Annotated in this window: 16 protein-coding genes, 1 tRNA gene and 1 pseudogene; 12 read left to right on the forward strand and 6 right to left on the reverse strand. The window is 39.5% G+C overall.

Annotated features, from left to right (window positions below; genetic code table 11):
* Both JWP71_RS10490 and JWP71_RS10495 read left to right on the forward strand, forming a co-directional pair.
* A partial coding sequence (locus JWP71_RS10490; RefSeq protein WP_299499480.1) for an MBOAT family O-acyltransferase occupies window positions 1-518 on the forward strand: 518 nt, incomplete at its 5' end.
* A 3-nt stretch (window positions 519-521) separates the two neighbouring features.
* Window positions 522-1,490, forward strand: coding sequence for a hypothetical protein (locus tag JWP71_RS10495; protein ID WP_299499482.1), 969 nt, complete (start codon window positions 522-524; stop codon window positions 1,488-1,490).
* Between the two features lie 416 nt (window positions 1,491-1,906).
* Here the strand turns inward: JWP71_RS10495 and JWP71_RS10500 are convergent, their stop codons facing one another.
* Both JWP71_RS10500 and JWP71_RS10505 read right to left on the reverse strand, forming a co-directional pair.
* Window positions 1,907-4,783 (reverse strand): glycosyl hydrolase family 28-related protein, encoded by a 2,877-nt coding sequence (locus JWP71_RS10500; protein ID WP_299499484.1) that lies wholly within the window; start codon window positions 4,781-4,783, stop codon window positions 1,907-1,909.
* Window positions 4,784-5,199: 416 nt separating this feature from the next.
* A tRNA-Val gene (locus JWP71_RS10505) sits at window positions 5,200-5,274 on the reverse strand.
* Between the two features lie 362 nt (window positions 5,275-5,636).
* Between JWP71_RS10505 and JWP71_RS17355 the strand changes: the two are divergent.
* Window positions 5,637-5,783: pseudogene (locus JWP71_RS17355) on the forward strand (hypothetical protein); the annotation flags it as partial.
* Between the two features lie 149 nt (window positions 5,784-5,932).
* A complete protein-coding gene (locus tag JWP71_RS10510) occupies window positions 5,933-6,055 on the forward strand; it encodes a hypothetical protein (protein ID WP_299499486.1) in 123 nt (40 codons plus the stop codon).
* Window positions 6,056-6,072: 17 nt separating this feature from the next.
* Here JWP71_RS10510 and JWP71_RS10515 read toward each other — a convergent pair whose 3' ends face one another.
* Complete coding sequence (locus JWP71_RS10515; protein ID WP_299499488.1) at window positions 6,073-9,897, reverse strand: putative Ig domain-containing protein; 3,825 nt, start codon at window positions 9,895-9,897, stop codon at window positions 6,073-6,075.
* Window positions 9,898-10,250: 353 nt separating this feature from the next.
* Between JWP71_RS10515 and JWP71_RS10520 the strand changes: the two genes are divergently transcribed.
* Window positions 10,251-11,015 carry a LytTR family DNA-binding domain-containing protein gene (locus JWP71_RS10520; RefSeq protein WP_299499490.1) on the forward strand — a complete coding sequence of 255 codons (765 nt, stop codon included), beginning with the start codon at window positions 10,251-10,253 and terminating at the stop codon, window positions 11,013-11,015.
* Window positions 11,016-11,020: 5 nt separating this feature from the next.
* Here the strand turns inward: JWP71_RS10520 and JWP71_RS10525 are convergent, their stop codons facing one another.
* Window positions 11,021-13,117 (reverse strand): ATP-binding protein, encoded by a 2,097-nt coding sequence (locus JWP71_RS10525; RefSeq protein WP_299499492.1) that lies wholly within the window; start codon window positions 13,115-13,117, stop codon window positions 11,021-11,023.
* 1,088 nt (window positions 13,118-14,205) lie between these two features.
* Here JWP71_RS10525 and JWP71_RS10530 point away from each other — a divergent pair.
* The 6 genes from JWP71_RS10530 (at window position 14,206) to JWP71_RS10555 (ending at window position 23,096) form a co-directional block, all read left to right on the forward strand.
* Window positions 14,206-14,886: a response regulator transcription factor gene (locus tag JWP71_RS10530; RefSeq protein WP_299499494.1), complete on the forward strand. Its 681-nt coding sequence runs from the start codon at window positions 14,206-14,208 to the stop codon at window positions 14,884-14,886.
* Between the two features lies 1 nt (window position 14,887).
* Window positions 14,888-16,252, forward strand: coding sequence for an ATP-binding protein (locus JWP71_RS10535; protein WP_299499496.1), 1,365 nt, complete (start codon window positions 14,888-14,890; stop codon window positions 16,250-16,252).
* Between the two features lie 66 nt (window positions 16,253-16,318).
* The gene (locus tag JWP71_RS10540; RefSeq protein WP_299499498.1) at window positions 16,319-17,596 is read left to right on the forward strand and encodes a TolC family protein; all 1,278 of its coding nucleotides are present in this window, start codon (window positions 16,319-16,321) and stop codon (window positions 17,594-17,596) included.
* A 26-nt stretch (window positions 17,597-17,622) separates the two neighbouring features.
* The gene (locus tag JWP71_RS10545; RefSeq protein WP_299499500.1) at window positions 17,623-18,720 is read left to right on the forward strand and encodes an efflux RND transporter periplasmic adaptor subunit; all 1,098 of its coding nucleotides are present in this window, start codon (window positions 17,623-17,625) and stop codon (window positions 18,718-18,720) included.
* 88 nt (window positions 18,721-18,808) lie between these two features.
* Window positions 18,809-21,946: a CusA/CzcA family heavy metal efflux RND transporter gene (locus JWP71_RS10550; protein ID WP_299499502.1), complete on the forward strand. Its 3,138-nt coding sequence runs from the start codon at window positions 18,809-18,811 to the stop codon at window positions 21,944-21,946.
* 313 nt (window positions 21,947-22,259) lie between these two features.
* Window positions 22,260-23,096 carry a sugar phosphate isomerase/epimerase gene (locus tag JWP71_RS10555; protein WP_299499504.1) on the forward strand — a complete coding sequence of 279 codons (837 nt, stop codon included), beginning with the start codon at window positions 22,260-22,262 and terminating at the stop codon, window positions 23,094-23,096.
* A gap of 178 nt (window positions 23,097-23,274) precedes the next feature.
* Here the strand turns inward: JWP71_RS10555 and JWP71_RS10560 are convergent, their stop codons facing one another.
* The gene (locus JWP71_RS10560) at window positions 23,275-23,586 is read right to left on the reverse strand and encodes a hypothetical protein (protein WP_299499507.1); all 312 of its coding nucleotides are present in this window, start codon (window positions 23,584-23,586) and stop codon (window positions 23,275-23,277) included.
* 467 nt (window positions 23,587-24,053) lie between these two features.
* On the opposite strand from JWP71_RS10560, the gene pdeM reads away from it, so the two are divergent.
* Window positions 24,054-24,719, forward strand: a complete 666-nt coding sequence (gene pdeM, locus JWP71_RS10565; RefSeq protein WP_299499509.1) for a ligase-associated DNA damage response endonuclease PdeM — start codon at window positions 24,054-24,056, stop codon at window positions 24,717-24,719.
* Here pdeM and JWP71_RS10570 read toward each other — a convergent pair.
* Window positions 24,716-25,855 carry a TlpA disulfide reductase family protein gene (locus tag JWP71_RS10570; protein ID WP_299499510.1) on the reverse strand — a complete coding sequence of 380 codons (1,140 nt, stop codon included), beginning with the start codon at window positions 25,853-25,855 and terminating at the stop codon, window positions 24,716-24,718. The genes pdeM and JWP71_RS10570 overlap by 4 nt on opposite strands.
* Window positions 25,856-25,861 lie beyond the last annotated feature (6 nt).

Here is a 25,861-nt window from a genome sequence, read left to right on the forward strand (position 1 = left end):
TCAGGAACACCTTTATTATTTTTTTAGTAAGTGGTTTTTGGCATGGTGCAAACTGGACATTTATAGTTTGGGGAGGATTAAATGCGATTTTTATTATGCCGTCGATTATTTTTAATACTAACCGAAATAACTTTGAAACGGTTGCTAAAGGAAAAAAATTCGCAACCGTTGGAGAGTTTTTTAATATACTGCTCACCTTTACGTTAGTTTTATTTGCCTGGATATTTTTTAGAGCCAACAATTTAACTCACGCCTTAAGCTACATAGGCAAAATATTTTCAAAATCACTTTTTACCATGCCTGCCTTAGATGTAAGCAAATATCAATTACTGCAAATTGCTATTCTAATAATTGCATTTATGACTGTTGAGTGGTTTGGAAGAGAAAACCGGTACGCTATAGAGAAACTGAAAGGGCTTAAAAGTCGAAACTTCAGGTTAGCATTTTATTTTTCGATGATACTAATTGCCTTTTTGTTTATGGGCCGCGCACAAGCATTCATTTATTTTCAATTTTAAAATATGAATAAGTTCATCAAAGAAACGCTTACATTTATCCTGGCATCAATTCTATTAATTGTGTCAATCATGTTGGTGTCGGGTTACCTTATTAAAATAAAAGGCCGGTTCCCGGTAAATAAAAAGGCCAGCATATTATTATTAGGCCATTCACATACCGAATGTGCATTCAATGATAATTTAATTATCGATCTGAAAAACTATTCCCATTCGGCCGAGCCCTATTTTTACACCTATCAAAAATTGAGGAAGATAGCAGCTCAAAACTCCCAGATCAAAACCGTGTTTATAGAATACTCTAACAATCAAATTGTAGAGAAAATGAATGATTGGACATGGGGCTATCAATACATGTCGAGCATGTTTCCACAATACGCGGCTTTTATGGATAAATCAGATATAAGCTTAATCTTCGAACATAATTCTAAAGATTTTTTGAATTGCTTGTCGCTGGCAACACGAGAAAACCTATTCAGAATTTTTACATTTAATTACGATTTTTCGTCTGCCATGGGCGGATATTTAAGGGTTGACCATGAACAGCCTAACCTAAACAGTGCCACAAATGTTAAAAGCGAACTTAATGCAGAAAGTTTCAGGATCTCGGCCGTTAATATTCAATATCTGCAAAAAATAATTGCGTATTGCAACGACAAGCATCTGCAGGTTTTTTTAGTGAGAAGCCCCCAGCACAACAAATATGAATATCTGAAAAACGAAGCAGATCTTTTAAAAATAAAACAACAATATTTTCCAAATACAGAATTTTTAGACTTCAATAAGTTTCCTTTAGCCGACCATGAGTTTGCAGATCCGGGCCACTTGAATTATAAGGGAGCCTTAAAGTTTTCGGTCTATGTAAATCAAATATTAAGTTCAGGCTTATTAGGCATGCATAACAAACAACACTTTATTGATGAAACAATTCATCAAATGAATTTGAAATTGAAAAATAAGGTTGCTTCGCTTTAAGTAGTTCAAGTTGATTCGGGCTGAAAATTTAAAAAGAATAATCGATAGGGATAGGAATTGCATTAGACTATACTCTTTGAAAGGTGATGCAGCTACAATTGTCATAATTAGATTTTTTTACGCAAATCTTCGTATCGTATTTGAATACTTTTTTCGCGTTGTCCAACAAAAAACCTTGTAAATCCCGTCACAAATATGGGCACAGTGACGGTGCTGCAGATAAGTCGAAGTACTGCTTGTGGAAACAAAAAAAGCCGTTTTCTACATCAGAAAGCGGCTTTTTATTGAAGTGCATCAAAATGTGCGGCTTGCGAACCATTTTTAGATGAATGCAGCTTCTAGCTAATTTGCTTAAGGATTATGATGAACCCAAATTAGGAGATTTATTACGGTACACAAAGTTCCTACTGAGAGTTTCACTTCTTATCGGAAACAATATCAGATCCATAAATCTTGCCCGGTTGCGCATTATTTCCCCTAAACCCCGAGATATAATAGTTATTGGTTAGTTCTATTGAGACACCCGTTGGTAATAGCTTCGCGTACACGTTATCCCCGGTAGCCTCCCCTGTCATTTTAGTCGAGAAGTAAGAGGTGTACACATGCACTTTTCCGCCCCTGTTGTCTATGCCGGGGGCACCGGATTTTTGGAAGTTTCCCTGTTGAAAACGCAATGTACCGCTATTTATAATAGCCGCTATGGTAGGAGTACCCCAAAACGCGGTATTGTACAGGGTAATTTGAGCATCAGGATCAACTTTATTAGTTTTAACTTCGTCCCCCATTAAAACATATGCCCTGACAGGCTCTGCTGTTTTTGTACAAACCAATTCGGAGTTGACCGCGGTTATTTTGGTGTTTTTGTCGGCGTCTTCTACAAAAAAAGAATACGAACATCCGTCTGAACCATGGCCTATAACCGTCATTTTTCCCGGATCTTTCCCGGTTATCGCATCTTTCAGGAAATGTATGCCGTAGAATGACCCGTAAACGAAATTGTTGAAGATCGTCTCGTTTTTAACATCGGCGAATTTAAGCGCGCTACAATTTGATTGTACGAAACGAGTCAAAGATATGTTTGGATAGCCCTGGCTACGCATTCTTGTTCCGTAACCTGGATTGAGCTGCATATTCCGGATAAATCCGCCTTCAGCGCCCCCGCCTACCCAAATGCCTGCTCTGGCGAGTACGCCTGCAAAATAATCAACATAGTGCCCGCTGGTGTTGTATGAAGCAAGGTCTATTCCTTTATCACCGCCCCCTATAGTTACATTAACAATATATACTTTTGGGCCTTGTCCCTGTATAAGGAATGGGGTTGGTCTGGGATTATTGGCGCTAAAACCATCGGTTGCTAAATTAAGCTGCGCGATCGTAACTCCCCTGATACCGGCACCCGCCCCAAGTTGTATAAGCGATGGGCCCTTTTCGCCGACAGTACCGCCGCTATAATTTGTAAATATAGTTGTACCACCTTGGGTATAGTGCTGTACATCCCATGTTCCCCTCAATTCAACTCCCGAAGGAACTTTGACTGGATTGTTCACTAAATACCTTCCGGCCGGCAGATACACCGTACCGCCGCCGGCAGCCTTAACTTTGTTAAGCGCCGTTTGCAATTTAGCTGATACATCTTCTGTAGGTTGGCCGTTGTTATAGCCGGTTGCTCTCGGCAGATCGGCTTTCAGCACATTGCTTGACAATTGTTTGGGATATACTTTAATGTTGGTTACTATATTTTTAGGAATCGGGGCAAATAAATATTCCTTGTTATTATTGATCTCTACTTTGGCGGATTTGCTGTCATTTTTAATTTCCAACTTGCCATTATAGCCGGAGTTTATCGCTTTGAGCGAATTCACGTTTGAACCCAAAAACACATGCCCGAGAGGTTGTTTAAACTGGCTTTGGGTGAGCAATACATTACCACTGTTTACTTTAAGCGCGTAATCGCTGTAATTGCTGAACGTGCAGCTTTCAAAGGATATAACGCCGTCAGTGCCATCGCTCACGATGGGCCCGGTGAAATCTACGCCGTTAAATTGAGTGGAAGTTTTAAAATCTTTATAAAAATACACGGCCGTACCACCTTTTTCAGCTCCGAACGTAGAATTAGAAAAAAGTAAGCCATATGGATTAACGGCCTGAACAAACATACCGGTATCGCAATTTTTGATATGCATTTCGTAAAACTGCGCGTTTGGACTTTGAGGACTACCGGGTTCCCTGCCAACCCACATACCTGTCTTATAACCGGATACATAAAAATTAGACACATATTCCCAATCTGAGCGGTGCATATTAAACCCTGTGGCGTTCGCTTTGGTGTACGAGGTAACCTTCGCGAGCGAGGGTGAACCTGGAAGCCCTGAATTGGCCCAGTATTTCGGGTCTATCTTAACATTCTCTATACGTCCGATGTCAGTGCATACATGCACTTCGAGTCCTGTACTAAGGGCGGTAATGTAGCTGTTCAAAACATAATGCAGTTCGCTCGGGGCAGAATAGAAACCGTTGTAGGCGTTTACAAGAGTTACGTGTTCAATAGTGGCACAGTCGCCGCTTGGCTGAAATAATGTCCACGGATATGGTTTTACGTCGTTAATGTCCTGTTCAGGATACCAAATTGACAGGTTCGTCACACCGGTTCCCGGCTTCATCTCTATAAACCTATCGGCTATGCTGGTATAGGTAGTGAAGAGCGCGTTGTTAGCCTGCGAGTCGTTCCACCAGCTTTCAATAGTTCCGTTATAATTGGGAGCGTTTTTACCAACGCGCACTTCAAGAATAGTCCCCAAAACTTTTCCTTTGTTTAATTCAGGATCCGCCCAGTCGCCGCGAAGCTGCACACTTGTTGGGATATTCAGCACATATTGGTAATTAAAGTCTTTCGTTATGTCCTCGGTGCCCTTACGCACTCTAACGCTCTTAGTGGCGGTTTGCGTGCTGCGGAACTCATAATTGCCCGCTGGTATATACACTACACCACCGCCAGCGTTATATGCGGCATCAATAGCAGCCTGGAAAGCTGCTCTGTTGTCAAATCCCGGCTTGGCTTTCGCGCCAAATTTTGGATTGGTCACTACAAAGTCAGATATAACCCAATCTTTTGTCGGATAGATAGTTTTTATGCTTCGTGGGCTCGCTTGACGCTTCTTCGCCTTTACCTGGGCATTAGCAATGTTTGCAATAAACAGGGCTATAATGGCAATCATGGCCACTTTACCCAATTTAGAAACTGTTTTTGTAATTCTGAAATTTACCCTGTTCATATGGTTTTTTAGATTTGCCATGTTTTTAAAAAGGCCTTTAATTTCTGTTACGTTGTTGAAATTACTGTACTGCTCCATAGCATTATTACTTTTAAAAGATTATTATTATACCGTCACTCTGTCGTTTTCAGCCTTTATCTTATAAGTAATCTCTTCTTCTTAGGACAGCGCCACTTTTGGGTGTGACATAATTGATTTTTAAAATTACATCATTATTTTGTTTCTTTTTAAATCTCATTTGTCACTTTCTTGTCTCAATTGTCTCTGTTTTCAATTGTTCGGTATGATGGTGAGTATTTAAGTTGGTTATAGTGATTTTGGACCCAAGAATTCAAATTGATCCAGAAAGTATGCGTTAAATTGAGATGGCTGAAAACATAAAACCCCGTAAATTATATAATTTACAGGGTTTTGGGATTGTTTGAAATCCCGCTTTGTGGGAGTTACTGGGTTCGAACCAGTGACCCTCTGCTTGTAAGGCAGATGCTCTGAACCAGCTGAGCTAAACTCCCGTTGTTTTGGGATTGCAAATATAGAATGATTGAGCAACTCTTCAAAATAAAAATGAAATAAGGTTGGTAATGGTTGATTATCAGGGCCTAACACTCAGACCAAAAAGTCGTTTTGTAGTAACATACACTCATTATCTTATTGCTTATTAAATATGAGCGCGTGCTTGTTCGTACATGTTTGTACGTATGTTTCGTACAAATGTTCGTACATGTTCGTACAATATAGCAGCCATAAAAAGCAATTTTATGGTTTATTACAAACTAATTTTAGACGAAAGAAGATTTAAAGAAGATCAAATTTATCCTATAATCGTAAGGATAACACACAATAGAAAAAACAGTTCATTAGCTACGGGAATTAGATACGTAAGGACTATTGGAATACTGTTTCATATCAAGTTGAACGTTCTGCGCCAAACTATCAATATCTTAATACAAGCATAAGTGAATTCTATGTCAAAGTACAAAAGATAATTCATCGTCTTGAGGACGATGGTTCCTTTTCATTCGAAGCGTTAAAAGAAAGGATATCACCTAATTATAAAGCGCCACAAGCTCTTACAAGCCTCTCGTTTAAAACTTTTTCAGATAGACTTATAAATGATATGTTATCTATTAACCAGTCTGTCTGTTCGAGAATTGACGCGCGTAGGGGACGATGGCGCGCACTTGGGCGCTGGCGGCACTACAAAATAATACCAGGAAAACGGTTGATAAGTTAATACCTTTCATTACGTTGTTAAGTAAAAAGGCTGCCGGAATATCGGCAGCCTTAAATTAATTAGCAGAAAGTTTGCATTACTGTCCCATAACCATTCTGAAGGTCGGAGCGCTTCCAGAAGTTACTAGTCTTGCAAAATACGTTCCGGGAAGTAGTTTACTGCCGTCGAATACATACGAGTTATTTACATTGGCTTGCGCACTTCCTTTATACAAGGTTGCAACTTTAAGGCCAAAATAATTGTATATCTCGAGCGTTACACTCTGCTCAAATTTTGGTACTGAGAAACTAACAGTTGTGATCTTGCCAAACGGATTCGGGTATGACGTCAAAACAATCGGCAACTCAACTGCCGCTAACTGCGCCGTTGCTTGGTTAACTGGCACTGTGCAGTTTCCTAACGTTCCGCCAATAGCCATTTGTGCCGACACTGCGTTTACACTAACACATAGTTGTGTGTAAGGGTTGCTTGCACTTCCGGTAGGGTGGCATATGGATACTTTATTATTTCCGCAACGCACATCAACTACATTAATCGTTACCACAGCACTTGCCTGGCAACCATATTCACTGGTCACTATTACCGTAAAGGTAAAGCTACCTGCTTGTGTTGGTGTAAATACAGCGTTAGCTGTTGTTGTACTGCTTAAACCCGGCGCAGCTATCCAATTGTAAGTGCTTGCCCCAACTGAAGAATTTAAGTTAGATGCCGATAGTGTTACGCTTTGAGCGCCATAGCCTAAAGCTATAGTTTTGCTATCCATTCCTGTAAATGTATTGTCGGTACGGCTAACTGCAATTACAGGGGATGGTATTTTACCTACCACATTTACTGTAGCCGTTTTATACGCAACATTTCCATGCACATCGGTTACTGTTAAACTAACGGTATTAGTACCGTCATTTGAACAATCAAAAAGTGTTTTATCTAACACCATTGACCTGATACCACAGGCATCCGTGGTACCATTATCAACCATTGCCGGTGTTATGGTTACCGTGCCATTGCTTAAATATACAGTGATATTTTTTGTGATAACTGTCGGCGGCGTAATATCCTGAACAGTTACAGTAGCCGCAGCGGTTGATTGATTACCGACACCGTCGGTAACAGTTAATATCACTGTGTTGTCCCCATAATTTGAGCAATCAAAAGTCGATTTGCTCAATGCATAAGTGCTTATCATGCAATTATCAGTTGATCCGTTATTGATCTGGGCAGGAGTTATGACAGCACTGCCAGTTGCACTTAGCTGAATTGTAATGTTTTGGGCTAACGCAATAGGTGCTGTGGTATCTTTAACAATAACTTTTTGGGCAGCGTAGGATACATTCCCATTGCCGTCTGTAAAGGACCAATGAATAACAAAAGTACCTTGGCTTGAATACGATAAAGCATCACTGGTTACACCAGTTACCACGCCTGCACAATTATCTGTTGTGGTTGGTGCTGTTGCAGTAGCTGAACATTCGCCTGTTACATCCGCTAATATTGGAACTACCGGGGCTGTTACATCTTTAATGATTACATTTTGAGTAGCAAGTGATATATTACCATTTCCGTCATCAAAGCTCCAGTGAATAACATGTACGCCTTGTGTTGTATATAATAGCGCGTCTGATGTGACACCTGTTACTAAACCTGTACAATTGTCAAGAGCTGTAGGAACGATTGCTGTTGCAGAGCATTCGCCGGTCACATCTGCCAATACGGGCAATATAGGCGCAGTTACATCTTTAATGATTACATTTTGTGTTGCTATTGAAACATTTCCATTTCCGTCGTCAAAGCTCCAATGGATCACGTGTACACCTTGTGTTGTATATGTTAACGAATCAGCTGTTGTTCCGGTTAGTGTACCAGCACAATTGTCGGTAGTTGTTGGTGCGGTAGCTGTTGCAGAACATTCGCCTGTTACATCCGCCAAAACTGGCACCACAGGAGCAATAATATCAGGACTTGCTCCAACAACAACCTGCAATATCGAATTGCAAAGGTTGGCATCAGTAACGCTTACGGTATAGGTACCAGCAGTAAGGCCGCTTATATCCTCGGTTGTGGCACCGTTAGACCATGAATAAACAAAAGGTGATTTTCCTCCTGAAACAACCAGGTCAATTGTACCATCTGCAGCAGCCGGACAACTTGTCTTATTCACAGTTGACGCTAAAGTTGTGTTACAAACTAATACATTAAGGGTGAAAGATTGCTCAATTGGAGACGGGTTACCGTGGTGGTATGTATCCTCTGCTTCAAGATCAATATCAAAACTACCGCCATCATTAGCTGTAGGTGTGCCCGTTAATAGTGCCTTCCCGTTTCCTATTTTTGTTAGCGTTAACCATGATGGCAGGGCCGCTGCCACAATATCTACCTGGTCGCCATAAGGCATATCAGGGTCAGCAACTGTAATAGTATAGCTGAATAATTGGCCGATAGTTAGGTCGATGTCTGGTTGTGTGGAGCTAAATGCCGGTGGCGTATTAGCTATTACCTGGTAATTTCGTATGGTAAATATGGTTGGAAATGCCGTAATAGCTGCAGTGTACTGAAAATTATGTTGTCCCCAATCTGCGGCTGTAGGCGTCCAACTCATTGTAGTCATTCCTGGGTTTGTACCGGGCGTGGGTATAGCCGGCGATAATGTAGCACCGGCAGGTATAGTGGCAAAGTTTATAGAAACATTTGAGCCTAACGAGCTTTGTGCCTTAATGACGTCTTCCATCAAAACGCCGGTTTGCACCTGGCGCAGCGTTAACTCACCCGGTGTAGGGTTGATAAACGTAGGGGCTGGCTCGGCAACTACTTTAATAGTAACTGAGGTTGTTGTTTGCACACCAACATTATCTGTGGCTATAAGGTTAAGCAATACGGTACTGCCTATTTGAGCAGCAGCTGGGGTCCAGCTAAATGTTGTTAATGCCGGGTTACCTTGCGCCGGTAATGCAGGCGAAAAATTAGATGTCGTTAAATAAGACGGAAGGCCGGAAACTGAATATTTAACAAAGCTACCTGCGTCACCGTCGGTTGCTTTCATATTAAACGAAAAATTCTGTCCGGCTATTACATTATAAACTGTGCCATTTGGAGGCGTAACGGCATAATCAAATATCGGCGGGTTTGAAGGACCAACCATTTGAATGATAAAATCGAGCATGATCTGATTGCCATTATTATCTGTAACTGTAACCATTGCATTATAAATTTGTCCAACAGCCAATCCAATTGTATTCATAGTTATCTGACCTGATGGCGTTAGGGAAAACTTTGGAGGTTCGGTCTCTCCTGCAAGCCCACCTGAAGCCAAATTTGGCAAGCCAAAAGTTAATATAGATCCGGCATCAGGATCGGAAGCCGGAATAATAAATGTTGCAGCGCTGGCATTAACCGGCATGTTAATAATAGCCGGCATGCTCGACACTGGGCTGCTGCCGGGAGCTCCGGTAGCCAATATAATATACTCGTCCCAACTTTGATCATGGTTGTTCGTTAAGTTAGAGACTTTGCAGCAACCATTGGATTCAATACGCGTTAGCGTTGCACTTTTGTTAAGTGTAATAGTTGTCGAACCTGATGTGTTAGACCATTGGCCAGAAGGGTCAGTTACCGTTGTTGTAGAAACTGTAAATGAAGTTGAATTGCCGCCTGTAACAGAAAAAGACGTAGCACCCGGAGCGGCGCCCAAACGCCATGCTTCAGCTACGTTGATGCGGTAGGTTACAGTTGTTGCTGTTTCTGACAAACGGGTTGCGGTAACGGCCCCGTACCTAAAGTGAGATGCCTTTACTGAAAAAGAAAATAGCATCATAAGGAGAAGCAATAGAACAGGCCAAAGCCCGCGCATTTGATTTTTCAGGCTAAAGGTTCCTTTAATCCGATGGTTTAGTAATAGTTTATTCATTTTTTTTAATTTAAATTGTGTTGTTCGGATCATTAAAATGCCGTATCCGTATGTACTTATATTCAATCAGTAATCCATACAGTGAATTCAGCTCATAAAAATTCAGTAAAAGTTTCATTTATTTTTACTTAATCGATGAGGGGCAGCTTATCGTAGACATATCCCGCAATAATTGTCGATGACTGGACTATTCGGTTTTTGTAGCTGGTTAGGGCGAAAAATAAAATTTCGTTCAGATAGAACAAGACCCGAGATTTAATAACTTACTTTAATCGAAAAACGCAATTAGTTTAATAAAAGATAACAAATTGTTATGGGCGTTTTTTATATCTTTACTTTCCTAATCATCAATTATGCGATATCAATGTCTCGTTGCAGACGACAACCTGATTGACCGGGATCTTATCGCCAAATACATAAGCAAAATAGAAAGGCTACAGCTTTTTGCTATTTGCGATGACGGGTATGACGCAGCTAAGGTTTTGGCCGTTAAACAGATAGATATTTTATTTTCGGATATCGATATGCCGAACCTTTCTGGATTGGGCCTGGTTAAGGGTTTAAAACATCCTCCAGTGGTGGTTTTCATCACATCTCATGCTGAATATGCGGTTGAAGGGTTCAATCTTGACGTTATAGATTTTGTTGTTAAACCTTTAACATTCGAGCGGTTTTACAAGGCGGTAAATAAAGCTATTGAATATTTGGAATTGAAGAAAGCGTTCAATGATAACATTCATAGCGGCGAAGATCTATTCCAGGTTGAAAAAAACCAACAGGTAAAATACTTTTTCATCAGAGAAAACAGCGTTTTAACAAAAATAAGTTATGATGATGTCTTTTACATTGAAAGTTTAGGGGATTATTCAACTGTATTTACCGCGACCAGCAAGCATGTTACGCTCGTAAATCTGAAAAAAATGGAAAAACATTTACCTGGCAGCATTTTCAGACGGATACACAGGCAATACATTGTTAACCTAAATCATTTAATAACGATTGGGGCAAACGAGGTTGTATTGTCAAATCGCCACGTTGTTCCGATAAGTGCAACAGCAAGGCAAGAAGTGTTTGATTTGATGGTTGGTCACACTATGTTGACCCGCTGTGCCGATTGAGCCTCTTAAGGTGTGTTAGGAAGATTTAATAAAAATAAGCTTCCATGGTCGATTTTGCTTTGAACTTGTAGTTTTCCATTCATTAAGGCAGTGAATTTTTTGCATAACATCAATCCAAGCCCTGTTCCCTTCTCTTTATTAGTGCCCGGTGTACTATCCGAAAACCGAACGTAATTTTCCGCATTAAACTCATTTACATTCTTTTCAGGCATACCTATACCATCATCGCGGACGGATATCGTAACATTTGCCCCGTTATTTTCCGCATTTATTATCACCAGGCCCTTTTCATTTGTAAATTTTATTGCATTACTAACCAGGTTTCTAATCACCAGTTGCAGCATATTGGTGTCGGCCATAATCAAAGTTCCTACCGGAATAGCATTCTGGATAGCTATACCCTTTGGCATCGCCTGCTCTGTTAAAATGGCAACAACTTCGTTAACCGTAATAGATACATCGAATAGCTGAAAATCTGGCCTGAACCCCTGCATCTGACTCAATGACCAGTTCAATAAATTTTCCATTAATACAGATGTATGACCGAGCGATTTTTTAAGCTCACACGCATAAAGCTGCATACTATGTGTGGTTACATCGCCAAACTCCAATAGTTGAGTAAATGCGATGAGTGTATTAATTGGTGCGCGCATATCATGACTAACTGCACTGAATAACAAATCTTTAACATGGCCCGTAATTTCCAAATCGGTCTTTTGCGATGAGATGATACCATTCAGTTTTTTACCTTTTTTATAATTGTAAAACAATATAATTGTTACCAAAACAATAAAACATAAAATCATGGTAAGTAAACCTTTAAGGGTCTCGCCCGAACTGATAATCTTTTGCTGAAATGCTATTTTTTTGCTATTAATTTGACTGTTAATTTGAAATCGCAATTCTTTTTTCTCGTTTAACGCGGCTTGCTGTATATTTTCATTTTGAAGTTGAGACTGCTTATGCAATAAAGCCATCCTCTTGATTTCATTTTCTTTGATATTTAGTTCTAACTGAAGTTGTTTTGCTGTTATTTCTTGTCGCTGTTGGGATGCCAAAAGTGCTTGCTGGGCTAACTTATCATCTTTTAAAGCTGATTGGTATTTAATTTCCATTTCGCTTGCAGCATCTATCCTTTCTTTCGCGTATATGCGCTCATAAATCGTCTCAAGCGAGTCGGCATACATTAAAGCAGTTTTATAGTCGCCGATTTTACCATTTATCTTTTTCAGTAATCTTATTAGCCCGGGTTGCAAAACAATATCTCTGTTTGTTTTGGCAGTTTCCATTGCCTGAATAATATACATTTGGGCTGTTTTATAATCACGGCTATTGTAGGCCACTTCACTTATATTTTGTAAAATAGCCTGTTTGAAATAGTTGTTATTTAATGAATCAGATAAAGTTTTAGCCTGCAATAAGGTTATTAAAGCTTCTGGAAAAAAATTTAGTTTTTGCTGGCTTATGGCAATATTGTTCAGATCATTAACTTGGCTAAGCTTCGTTCCATATTTTTTATTGTATTGCAACGCCGTGCGATAGTATGCTATGGCCTGGTCGAATTTCCGCTGTGTATAGCTTAAAACACCATAATGGTCGTAAATTTCACCTAACCTATCATTTGCCCGATAACCGTTACTAAGCGCTAACGCCGACGAGAGCGAAGATTCAGCTCGTTTGTAGTCGTTAAGTTGTATTTGTATCCAGGAAATGTCTTCGTAAATTTTTATAAGCAGATCCAGCTTTCCATATTTCTCTATCAAAGGTACCGCTGTAGAATATTGAAAATATGCTTGATCAAGTTGCCCAAGGGATAAATAAGCAAAACCAGAGGAAATATATAATTTTCCAACCATCAAACTATCACCATTTTTTCGGGCAGTATGAAACAAATATTTACTTATCTGATTTGCAGTTGCTGACTTTTCAGCAATAGATTTACCGAGGTACACAATCAGCCGCTCTGTTCGTAGTGAATCTGCCTGTATCTTTTGTATCGCAATGTAACCGGCATCATTTATTAAATCTGATTGTGCAAAAATGGTATTTGAGCAAATGATAAAAAGAAAGATAGAAATAAGACGAACAAATAAAATATTCATACAGTAAGAGGTAGGCGACAGTGTAAATTTAGGGTGTACTAATATCGCATTTTTTGCGGAAAATTTGCTACGGAGATACAATATCTTGTACCAGATGATTTTTCCGAAATTGAGCGGGTGCAAAATTATACAGATACAATCAGCAAAAGCTCTGTTATGCATCAAATACGTATAAAACAGGTTTTATGCAATTTATTTTGCTAAACCATGCAGTAAGTACACTTCTTTGTAAAACAAGTTTGTAACCTCCTATATAGAACCAAGTATTACTAAGAAATTGGAAGTTGATCAGTATTCAATTCAAGATTTATACTACCTGTATAAACAATGATTTTTGATATTTCTTGAATTGATATGGTTGAGGTAACTTATTGAGTTTACATTACATTATCATGGACAGTTATTTACTGAGGGCATATACCCCATATTATGAAGTGTCCAAAATCAATTCAGGAATTATACTACCTCTATAAAGTAAGAAATTTCATATTTCTTGAATTGGACATTGAGGAGAAAGAATACATAATTAACAGCTAAGTTAGGGCTGGTGCTTCTGAAGCGTGCAAAAGCTTACCGAGCATAAACCCGCAAGGCCAACGCACAATCTATTTATATCTTTTCCTTTTGCACTTGATCGCACCAAACCTAAGTAGGCTTAATAATTATTTATTCACTTAAACAAACCAAATTATGGAAAACACATCTTAAACAGGCTCACAGAATGGCAAACTAACAGTTATAATTAATTTATTAATCAGGTTGCTATGTTCGTACCGCGTTCGTACATATAGATAAGAAAGTATAAAAAAGTCGTTTGAGAGAAAATTTGAGGGTATTTCAAGATGCTTGTAAGGCAGATGCTCTGAACCAGCTGAGCTAAACTCCCGTTGTTTTGGGATTGCAAATATAGAATGATTGAGCAACCCTTCAAAATAAAAATGAAATAAGGTTGGTAGTGATTGATTATCAGTGCCTAACAATGGCTTTAAAGCTTATTTTTTACTGTTTATGGTCAGTAATTAAATGTACACTATAGGTATTAAGGCTTTTGTTATAGGTTATAACCGCCTATATTTGTTTAATTACGTATGGCACAAATTTTTTTAGTTGAAGATGAAGAACGGGTAGTTGCTTTTTTAAAAAAAGCGCTCGAAGAAAATGGTCATTTAGTAGATATTATTACTGATGGTGCCGAAGCGATAAAGAAGTTCCCCCATAAACCATATGACCTGGTTATACTGGATATAATGTTACCTTATTTAAACGGGATTGAAGTTTGCCGACATATTCGCCAAAAAGATAAAAAAATACCTATACTTATACTAACTGCACTAAATAGTGTAGATGATAAGGTAAATGGATTAAATATTGGGGCCGATGATTATTTAGTGAAACCATTCCATCTAAAAGAACTGCAGGCACGGATAGACGCATTACTAAGGCGTAATTCATCAGATTTGGCACAAGTTCTTGTATTGGGTGATATTACGCTCAATACTTCCAATAATACTGTAGAACGGGAGGGCCGGAAAATAACTTTAACAAATAAAGAATATGCCCTACTGGAATTATTGATGAATAACAGCAACAAAATTTTATCCAGGCAAACTATTGCCGAAAAAGTATGGGGAATTGACTTTGATACAGGTACTAACGTGGTAGATGTTTACATTAACTATTTGCGTAATAAAATAGAAAAAGGATTTACCGAAAAATATATCCACACAGTAATAGGCAAAGGGTATATATTTAAAGCAGAACAGATTTAAGGTGAAAATAAAGAACAGGCTTTCACTTTATTTTACTTTCATAGGCTCGGGCGTATTGCTTGTGGTCATGATAACGCTTTATCTTTCTGTTTATGCTATTGTGCATAGTCACTTTTATACACAGTTAAAAGATCGTGCCAATATAGCGGCCCAGCTTTATCTCGAAGCGGATGAGATTACCCCCGATTCTTTAAGCAAGATTCGAAACAGGTTTCTTAAAAATTTACCGGGTGAAGTAATAAGATTATATGACAGCCGCAATAGCGCGGCATTTATAAGTGACAAACAGCAGTATTGGGATAACAAAATAATAGATGCTGTAAGAAAACACAAGTATTTGCAGTATAGTAATAAAAATTACCAGGTAGTTGGAATTTATTATAAAGATAACCAGGGTAATTTTGTTATCCTCGTTTCTGCAGAAGATACATTAGGAAAGCATGAATTGAGTTCGATACTCCAAACAATGATCATTCTTTTTTTAATCGTAGCTGTAATTTTATTTTTAATAAGCCAATGGCTGGCAAAAAACACACTTTCACCAATAAAAAATGTGGTGAACCAAATGCAACTGATAAAATCTACCAACCTTCATCTGCGGGTAAATGAAGGTCATGGTAACGATGAAATAAGCGAACTCGCACATAACTTTAACCGGTTGCTGGAACATCTTGAAAATGCTTTTGAGATGCAAAAAACCTATGTGACTAATGCGTCACACGAATTGCGTACCCCAATAACCAGTATTATTGGCGAAGTAGAGCTGGCTTTGAGTAAAGAAAGAAGTGCGATAGAAAATAAAAAGACCCTGCAACTGGTGCTGGAAGAATCTGAAAGATTAAGAGATACAATAACCGGCTTAATGGAACTGGCACAGGTAGATATGGATTATACCATTGCCCAACAAAGCCCTGTAAGGATAGATGAGTTATTGTGGGAGATACAGGAGTACTGGGCCAATAAAGCCGGGGCAGGGATATTGAAAATAAATATTGAGCACATGCCCGAGGATGAATCGATGCTAACCATTCCGGCTAATTATCAATTGCTTTTTATCGCTCTAAATAACCTTATTGGAAATGCTTTTAAGTTTTCAGACAGAAAAACGGTTCTCTGTAATTTTTATGCGGATAAATTGCTCATACGTATACAAATTATTGATTCGGGCATTGGCATCCCTCATGATGATATGGAGTTGGTTTTTAAATCATTCTACAGAGGTAATAACTCCCGCAGTTTTGCGGGTAATGGTATAGGGTTGTATGTTACCCAAAAAATTATTCAATTATTTAACGGTACGCTTACTATTGAATCTGTAGAAAATAAGGGCACCAGCATAACCGTAAACTTTAACAGATCAAATTAAAATTCTAATACCATTCTAATTTTAGTGCTTTAAGCATAGTTTAATTTTGGCCCTTTAAAATTAACTATGCGTTTTAAACTTGGTCTTTTTATTTTACCCTTATTTATTTATATAACAGCTTTTAAAGCACAGGCCCAGGCTGATACCCTTTCTTTAAATTTTCAGGATGCCGAAAAACAATTTTTGGCTAATAACCTAAGTTTACTTGCTCAGAAATATAATATAGAAGTATCAAAAGCTTTAATAGCCCAGGCAAAGCTATGGGATAACCCGGTATTAAGCACTGATCAGAATATTCATGATGGCAGCAGTAAAAAGTTTTTTTACCATAACAGCAATCTGGGCCAGGGGCAGGTGTTTGTGCAGCTTAGCCAGGTATTTACAACTGCCGGCAAACGCGGAAAACAAGTACAGGTAGCAAAGGATAATGCACAGGTGCAGGAAGCTGCTTTTAATGACCTGATGCGTAACCTGCACTACAACCTGCAGTTAGATTTTAGCCAGCTGGCCAACCTGATAGATCAGGCTAAGGTATACCAGATGGAAATAAGCTCGGCTGCTAATCTGGTTAACGGCATCCAACAATCGTTTGATGCAGGTAATACTTCTATGAAGGATCTGGTAAGGCTTAAAGCACTGTTATTTGGCCTGCAAAATGATAGGATAGAGAACAGCAAGCAAATTAACGACCTGCAAACCGAACTTAAAACCTTGTTGGGTGCTAAGGAAACAACGTATTTTACCCCTGTTATAAATAATCAAGCAAGCCAATCGGTCGGGCTGGATATTCCGGCCCTGATCGAGCAGGCTAAAGCTAACCGTGCCGATTATTTATCTAATAAATATCAGCTTAACGCGGCAACCCACGATTTGGCCTATCAAAAAGCGCTGGCTGTTCCGGATATAACCGTAGGAGTAGATTACGATAAAAACAGCAGTTACGCGCCTAATTATTACGGTTTGCAAATAGGGCTACCACTTCCTTTTTTTAACCGAAACCAGGGTAATATCAAATCTGCAACATATAACATAAAGAGCCAGGAAAGTACCTTAAAAGATAATGAGCTGCGGCTTAAAAATGAAGTAGTATCAGCTGTAAATCAGTACCGGTTAACGCAAGAACTATTTTCTACCCAGCAAGCCGAGTTTAATGAGCAGTATGATAAATTGTTTAGCAATATGCTTAAAAGCTTTAAAGAAAGGCAGATAGGGCTAATTGAATTTATAGACTTTTTTGATACTTATAAAGATACCAAGCTTAAAATAATACAACAGCAATACAACCTGCAAAAATCAATTGCTGATTTAAACTTCGCCACCGGGACAACCATAATAAAGCCTTAAACTAACAATTGATAATGTACATGATAATGAAAAGAGAAACGTTTTTGATTGGTCTCTCCGGATTGATGCTTTTAACCGCATGTAGCCAAAAAAAAACAGATGCGCCAGAGAGTAAGCAATTATGCATAAGTGATTCTTTGCAAAAAATGATCACCATAGATACCGCGAAAACCAGTACCATGAAGGATGAGCTCAGCCTTTCGGGCGAAGTGTCAAGCGATGATAATAACGTGGTGAAAGTTTTTCCTTTTTCAAGCGGGCAGGTTATAGCTGTAAAAGTATCTCTGGGCGATAAGGTAACAAAAGGACAGGCCCTGGCCATAATGCGCAGCGCCGATGTAGCCGGTAATTATACTGATCTGTCTTCTACCCGGTCTGATGTAGTGGTAGCTAAACGGCAATTAAGCCAGGCAGAATCATTATATAAAAATGGTATCTCGAGCGAACGCGAATATACAGAAGCACAAGAAAATTATAACAAGGCAGTAGCGGCAAACCGTAAAATAGAACAGCAGCTTGCCATAAATGGCGGGGGCAATACCAGCGAGAACGGAACGCTGGTTATTAAAGCACCGCAAAGCGGATACATTGTTGAGAAAAATATAACATCAGGCAGTTTTATCCGCCAGGATAATAGTGGCAGTATGTTCACTATATCCAATATGAAAGATGTATGGATATGGGCCAATGTTTTTGAATCAGACATCAGCAAGATTAAAACAGGCTATACCGCTAAAGTAACTACTGTAGCCTATCCCGGCAAAGTATTTACAGGTAAGGTAAACGAAATAAGCTCTGTATTAGACCCTGACAATAAGGTAATGAAGATAAAGATAGCATTACCCAATCCGGATATGTTGCTAAAACCGGCAATGTTTACCAACGTAGTTGTTACTAATAGTGAAAATGCGCAGGCGGTTTCTGTTCCGGCAAAGGCTATTGTATTTGATAACAGTAAAAATTATGTAGTGATCTACAATGGCAAGTGCGACCTGAAAATACGAGAGGTTAGTATTATTAAAACGGTTGATGATATAACCTATATAGCATCGGGCCTAAAACCCGGCGAAAGGGTGATATCAAAAAACCAACTTTTGCTGTACGGTGCTTTAACAGGAGATTAGTTTTGAGTAGTGAGCAATAAATTAAACAGATTATTACTCACCATATTTTAAAAACTCAATACTTAAAACTCATTACTAAAAAACTGAAATGAATAAATTCATTAAAAATATAATTTACTTCTCGCTAAAGCACCGCTATTTTGTGTTTTGTATGACTGCCGTACTGGTGATTATAGGTGTGTGGAGCTACAGTAATACCCCTATTGAAACTTTCCCGGATGTAACCAATACGCAGATCATCATTATAGCCCAATGGCCCGGCCGAAGTGCGGAAGAGGTGGAAAAGATGATCACCATACCTATGGAAACGGTGCTTAACTCGGTGCAAAAAAAAGCTAACCTGCGCACTACGTCATCCTTTGGGTTATCCTACGTGCGTATTATTTTTGATGATGATGTTGACGATGCCTTCGCGCGCCAACAGGTGCTAAGCAGGCTTGGAAATGCCGATCTGCCTGATGGTGTAAAGCCAGAGGTTGAACCGCCCTATGGCCCAACCGGCGAAATTTACCGGTATACGCTAAAAAGCAAAACCAAATCACTCCATGAACTTACCGCCATACAGGATTGGGTGCTTGACCGCCAGTTTAAATCTGTCCCTGGCGTAGCCGATGTTAACAGCTTTGGCGGCGAAGAAAAGGATTATGAAGTAAGTGTAAACCCTGTGCTGCTGCAAAAATACGGCCTAACCTCGCTTGATGTTTATACCGCTATAAACCGCAGTAATATTAACGTAGGTGGTGATATTATAGAAAAAAATGACCAGGCCTATGTGGTGCGTGGTATTGGCCTCATCAATAATATTGATGAGATACAAAACATCATTATAAAAAATGTTAACAACGTACCTATCCTGGCCAAAGATGTTGCCGAGATTAAAGAAAGTGGCCTGCCGCGTTTGGGCCAGGTTGGGCGCGATAAGCATAACGATGTTATTGAAGGTATTGTGGTAATGCGCAAGGGCGAAAACCCATCAGATGTGTTAGATAAAATACGTGCTAAAACAGAAGAACTTAATACCCGTATTTTACCTAAGGATGTAAAAATTGATACTTTTTATGATCGTACAACCTTAATGGATTTTTGTACTGAAACAGTAATTCATAATCTATTGGAGGGTATTGTTCTGGTAACCGTTATTGTGTTCCTGTTCATGGCTGATTGGCGCACCACCCTAATTGTAGCCATAATTATTCCTCTTTCATTACTTTTTGCGTTTATGTGCTTGCGCTTAAAAGGCATGAGCGCCAACCTGCTATCAATGGGGGCGGTAGATTTTGGTATCATCATAGATGGTGCAGTTGTGATGGTTGAGGGGCTGTTTGTAGCGCTTGACTATAAGGCCCATGAAGTTGGCATGGAAAAGTTTAATAAGCTGGCCAAATTGGGCCTGTTTAAAAATGTCGGTACAGAAATGGGTAAGGCCATATTCTTTTCCAAACTAATTATTTTAACCTGCCTGGTGCCAATTTTTGCATTCCAAAAAGTAGAGGGTAAAATGTTCTCTCCGTTAGCATACACCTTAGGCTTCGCGTTAATAGGGGCGTTATTGTTTACTTTAACCCTGGTGCCGGCCTTGTCAAGTATTTTACTAAATAAAAATGTAAAAGAAAAGCACAATGTGGTGGTGCTGTTTTTTGAGAACGGTATTCGCCGTATGTTTAGTTACACTTACCGCAACCAAAAATTAAGTTTAACGGTTGCAGTAGCATTTATGGCTGTAACATTCTTTTCGGCCAGATTTTTAGGTACCGAGTTTCTACCTCAGCTTAATGAAGGCGCGCTATGGGTAACCGCCCAGTTGCCCATGAGTACGTCGCTAAAAAGCTCGGTAAACCTTACCGATAAAATGCGCGATATTCTATCTACGTTTCCCGAAGTAAAACAAACCCTGTCGCAGGTTGGCCGCACAAATGATGGTACCGATCCCAAAGGGTTTTTTAACGTACAAATTCAGGTTGACCTGTTGCCCAAAAAAGAATGGAAGCGAAATATTAGCCAGGAAGAGCTGATAGCCGAAATGGATAAAAAGCTAAGCCAGTTCCCGGGCATAATTTACAACTACTCGCAGCCAATTATTGATAACGTGGCCGAGGCCGTAGCGGGGGTGCCGGCATCGATGGCGGTAAAAATATTTGGTCCTGATTTTAATGTGCTTGACCACAAGGCTGATGAAGTTATGAATGTGCTTAAACACGTTCAGGGTGTTGAAGATCTGGGTGTTTTGCGCAACCTTGGGCAGCCCGAATTCCGGATAGAGCTGGATCAGCGTAAAATGGCGCTCTACGGCGTTTCAACCTCGGATGCTAATGCCGTTATTGAAATGGCCATTGGTGGTAAAGCCGCAACTACTTTGTATGAGGGCGAACGTAAATTTGATATCCGTCTTAGGTATCAGGAAGATTTCCGTAATACGCAGAGTAAAATTGAAAACCTGATGGTGCCAACCCTAAGCGGATCAAAAATAGCTATTAAAGAAATTGCAAGTATAACCACGTTAACCGGGCCGGCATTTATTTACAGGGATAACAACGCCCGGTATATAGCTGTTAAGTTTTCTGTGCGCGGGCGCGATCTGGGCAGCACCATTGCTGAAGCACAGAAAAAAGTTGGCAACGCCGTTAAATTGGATAACCGTTATTCATTTACCTGGAATGGTGAGTTTGAAAACCAAACGCGTGCATCAAACACCCTGGCGCATGTGGTGCCTATTTGTTTACTGGTTATCTTTTTAATACTATTCATCACCTTTGGCAATGTTAAAGATGCCTCATTAGTTATTATGAATGTGCCATTCGCATTAATCGGGGGTATATTGGCATTGCATATTACCGGCATTAACTTTAGCATATCAGCAGGCATTGGCTTTATCGCGTTATTTGGCGTATGTATTCAAAATGGGGTTATCTTAATATCTGTATTCCGTAAAAACCTGGCAGAACGTATGCCATTAGATACGGCAATACTTGAAGGGGTTATATCCCGTGTGCGCCCTGTGGTAATGACGGCTTTAATGGCTGCAATAGGTTTAATGCCAGCGGCTATATCAACAGGTATAGGCAGCGAAACGCAAAAACCGCTTGCCATTGTAGTTATCGGTGGGTTAATAACATCTACTATTCTTACCTTGCTAATATTACCGGTTATTTACGCGCTTGCTCACAAGTTAATACATAGACGTGAAAATCGGAAGCTCTTGAAAAAAATAGGTGCTGTGTCAAACTGATAAATTATATTGAACTTATAGATATAGAATATTTAAAAAAACATTTACAAGAGGGGGCCTAATAAGCCCCCTCTTTTTTTTAACAAAGTTTCTTCAAAAGCCATACCTATAACCTATGTAATGTTATTGTGACTATCTCAAAAAATAAAGCAGAATATTCTTAAATCGGGTAAAAAGCATTAATATTGATTTGATAACCAGTTATAAACCAATTATTATCAATTACATTATGCGCTAAACTCGCCATTTATAGGTGCTTGGCGGAATTAAGTTTAACGAATGATACGATATTCAAATCATTAAAAACAATTAAATGAACAAACGCGATTTTTTAAAAAACATGGGGGCGCTGGCTGTTGGATCAGTGCTATTACCCTCCTTTAAATCTGCACCAAAAAAAATCAAAGATCCGGGCATACAGTTGTACACCTTCCGCAAGGAAATGATGACCGATCCTAAAGGGACCTTAAAAATAATAGCCGACCTTGGTATTAAGCAAGTAGAATCTGCATCAAGTAATTTAGGATTGTTTTATGGTTTGAAACCCGAAGAGATGAAACAGACCTGTAAAGATTTGGGGATGACCCTGCGCAGCGGGCATTGCAGCATTGACGGCAAATGGCAAAGCACTATTGAGCAGGCGGCATTATCCGGGCAGGAGTATCTTATAGCATCTACGCTGCCTTACCGTGGGCAAACCACGGCTAACTATCAAAAAATAGCCGAAAGGTTTAATAAAGCCGGCGAAGAGTGTAAAGCGGCAGGCGTGAAATTTGGCTTCCATAATCATAATGCCGAATTTGAGACAGATAAAGATACCAATGATGTTTTGTATGATGTAATGCTTAAAAACACAGATCCTAAATTGGTACACATGGAAATGGACCTGGGATGGGTTTTAGCCGCCGGAAAGGACCCGTTTGAATACTTTAAAACCTATGGGCCGCGTTTCCCGCTATGGCATTTGAAAGATATGAAGGGAAAACGCAGTACCGAGTTTGGTAACGGCACCCTTGATATTGTGGGTCTGCTAAAACACAGTAAAGATGCCGGTATGAAATACTTCTTTATCGAGCAGGAAGAATATCCTGTATCGGCATTGGATAGTATGAAGATAAATATGGAGTACCTAAAAAAGGTTGATTACTAATAGTGAGATTTTATTAAACCTCCGCTCCTGGACTATTATACAGGCACATACTTTTTAAACAAAATGCCATTTCGATAGCGGACTGGCGCGAAAAAGAAATCTATACATGGGCATGGTTAAGATTGCTTGTGTATAGATTTTTTCGATAAGGAAAGAATAGAACCGCCTCAGGTTTTTATTACACCGCCAAACTCTGGTTCGGTCGTGGGTCCTCTGGCAAAATTTCCATTTCCGGGAATTCAATATACTCGGCATACCATTGTATGGCGCCAACAACATCTAAAGCATCTTCGGCCGAAATATCTATTGTCTCAAATGCATAAAGTCTGTTATTGGCATAACCAAAAAGCTGTATTTCGTTACTATTAGCTATAAATTTATCCTCATTAAGACAATACACCCTAATTTTCAATTCGGTATCTCTCGAATGAATTATATCTCTGCAAGGGTTGTTAGGATCGGTCGCCAAAAGATATACATTGTATTCCATAATTTTTTAACAATGCTAATGGCGGATAGTTTCAGGTTTTATTTATTGATAGTTGGTTAAATTCTGGAGTTACTATTAATTAATAACAAGTATTTATTTAGTTATGATACCCGTGGGCTATTTTGTGTAAAATTTACCCTAATTGGAGAAAAGATTTTCCGACCCCCAAATAGCTGATTACTAACAGTCTTGCCTTTGCGCTTATATAACCTTCATATATTACAACTGGCATTTATTTTGCCTGTATACAAGTAGTTAATGCCCTTCCAAAAAGGGCTGTTTTTCATAGGTAGATGTAGGGCCGAAACACTGCGAGAGTTTTTCGGCCCTTTTTTGTGGAATTAAGTTTTTTTTCTTTCTGTATGGCTGCGGTTACCCACCCATCATCGCTTCGCTCGATCACCCCTTCGGCAAATGCGCGCATTCGTTTCTTATAATGAAACCCACTTTTATTACTTTTGCACGCTATGACGATAAGCGCGGGTGTTCCCTTTAAATTATTTGACCAGGACCTTCTGTTATTACCGCAACGTGCTATTTACTGGAAGCAGGAAAAAACATTAATTGCCGCCGATGTGCATTTAGGCAAGGTGGGACATTTCCGCAAAGCGGGAATAGCGGTGCCGCGCGATATGGAACAGGGCGACCTGGCCGTACTGTCTGACCTGATAGACGAATACAGGCCACAAAAGGTGTTGTTTCTGGGCGATCTGTTTCACAGTGATATGAATGCCGATTGGGACTGGTTTGCGCTATGGCGGCAGCAGTTCCCAAAACTGACCATTGATCTGATACGTGGTAACCATGATATTGTACATGACAGGCACTATCAGGAATTGAACGTAACATTACATGATGAACTTTTAACGGGGCCGTTCCTTATGCTGCATCATCCTGTCCCAGAGCCTAAACTGGTATTGCTGGACAGCTATGTTTTTTGCGGACATATACACCCCGGCGTAAATTTAAAAGGCAAAGGACGGCAAAGCATAACCCTGCCCTGTTTCGCCTTTGGCGATAAGCAGGGTGTACTACCCTCATTTGGTAAATTTACAGGCCGTGTAGCTATCCACAGCCGCGAAACCGACCGCATATTTGCCGTGCTGAAGGATAAAGTGATTGCTATTGATTAATGAGTTTTAAGGTAGTTGGCTACGCTTGCTGCCACATTATTAAAGTCTTTTACATGCTCAATTATTTGCCCGTGGCTATCAAGCAGGCAGTAGGCCGGGATGCTTTTTATACCCCAGCTATCTGCATTTGGCGAATCATCTCCTTTAAGATCTGATATTTGGGGCCAGGTCATCTTATCGCCAGTTATAGCGGTGGTCCACCTGTTTTTTTCCGTATCAAATGATATGCTTACAATTCCAAAACCTTTATCGCCAAATTGGGATAATAAACCGGTTATCATATACTGATGATTATCACGGCTGGTGCCATTTGTCGAGCGCCAAAAATCAAGCAGTATGATCTTTTTGTTCATGGCTTTAATATCGAGCGTTTTTCCATCAGGAGTTTTGCCGGCAATAGTCGGCGTTGATGTCCCTGCAGATACATTAGCCAATGGCTTTAACTTGCTTTCCAGTTCTTTGCCATCATCACTGCTTTTGGCAGCCGAACTTAGTTTCTGAAAAATAGTATAAAACTCTGTCGGGTTGTTTTGATAATCCATTTGCAGCATAATGTGCGGAGCTATCTCATTTTCAGGATATTTATTTATAAAAGCATTTAAATTGGTTAGTTCATCAACCCGGTTGGCGTTTAGTTCATCCTCATGGAGTTTAGCAGTCATGGCGGCATGCTCTTCTAAGGTTACGGCTTGGTTTTCAACCCCTTCAATTTGGCTATGTATAGCAATAACCCTTTTGCGGTTCTCAGCATTAATAGAGTCGGCTAAAGTGTAATAGGCCGATAACTCGGTTTGCTTTTTTGATAACGAGGTAATTAACGGGTAATTATTTATTTTTTTAGGGTTGATGTTAATGCTGTATTCGCCGGGCTGTAAAAAGATATCAACCCTGCGTGTTGTGGCCGAACTTAATGAATAAACCAGCTTATAATAGCCTGAATATTGCAAAAATCTCTTGCTGATATTAAATTTTCCTGCCGAAATATCTGTACTATAAACATTGTTATTGGCTTGGTCCCTTATCGTAACATGACCAAAATTGGCTCCCGTTGCAGTGCCGGTAATTGTAATATCGCCTTGAGATCGGTCACATCCTGCAAATAATAAAACCAGTAAAATTAAGCTGACGTATTTCATTTGGTA

It is taken from the genome of Mucilaginibacter sp. (genome assembly GCF_028287845.1).
Lineage (GTDB): Bacteria > Bacteroidota > Bacteroidia > Sphingobacteriales > Sphingobacteriaceae > Mucilaginibacter.

Coding starts and splice junctions, on each gene's coding strand:
- JWP71_RS10495 (WP_299499482.1), top strand. CDS start 522: ATGAATAAGTTCATCAAAGAAACGCTTACATTTATCCTGGCATCAATT.
- JWP71_RS10500 (WP_299499484.1), bottom strand. CDS start 4,783: ATGGCAAATCTAAAAAACCATATGAACAGGGTAAATTTCAGAATTACA.
- JWP71_RS10510 (WP_299499486.1), top strand. CDS start 5,933: ATGGCGCGCACTTGGGCGCTGGCGGCACTACAAAATAATACCAGGAAA.
- JWP71_RS10515 (WP_299499488.1), bottom strand. CDS start 9,897: ATGAATAAACTATTACTAAACCATCGGATTAAAGGAACCTTTAGCCTG.
- JWP71_RS10520 (WP_299499490.1), top strand. CDS start 10,251: ATGCGATATCAATGTCTCGTTGCAGACGACAACCTGATTGACCGGGAT.
- JWP71_RS10525 (WP_299499492.1), bottom strand. CDS start 13,117: ATGAATATTTTATTTGTTCGTCTTATTTCTATCTTTCTTTTTATCATT.
- JWP71_RS10530 (WP_299499494.1), top strand. CDS start 14,206: ATGGCACAAATTTTTTTAGTTGAAGATGAAGAACGGGTAGTTGCTTTT.
- JWP71_RS10540 (WP_299499498.1), top strand. CDS start 16,319: ATGCGTTTTAAACTTGGTCTTTTTATTTTACCCTTATTTATTTATATA.
- JWP71_RS10545 (WP_299499500.1), top strand. CDS start 17,623: ATGAAAAGAGAAACGTTTTTGATTGGTCTCTCCGGATTGATGCTTTTA.
- JWP71_RS10550 (WP_299499502.1), top strand. CDS start 18,809: ATGAATAAATTCATTAAAAATATAATTTACTTCTCGCTAAAGCACCGC.
- JWP71_RS10555 (WP_299499504.1), top strand. CDS start 22,260: ATGAACAAACGCGATTTTTTAAAAAACATGGGGGCGCTGGCTGTTGGA.
- JWP71_RS10560 (WP_299499507.1), bottom strand. CDS start 23,586: ATGGAATACAATGTATATCTTTTGGCGACCGATCCTAACAACCCTTGC.
- pdeM (WP_299499509.1), top strand. CDS start 24,054: ATGACGATAAGCGCGGGTGTTCCCTTTAAATTATTTGACCAGGACCTT.
- JWP71_RS10570 (WP_299499510.1), bottom strand. CDS start 25,855: ATGAAATACGTCAGCTTAATTTTACTGGTTTTATTATTTGCAGGATGT.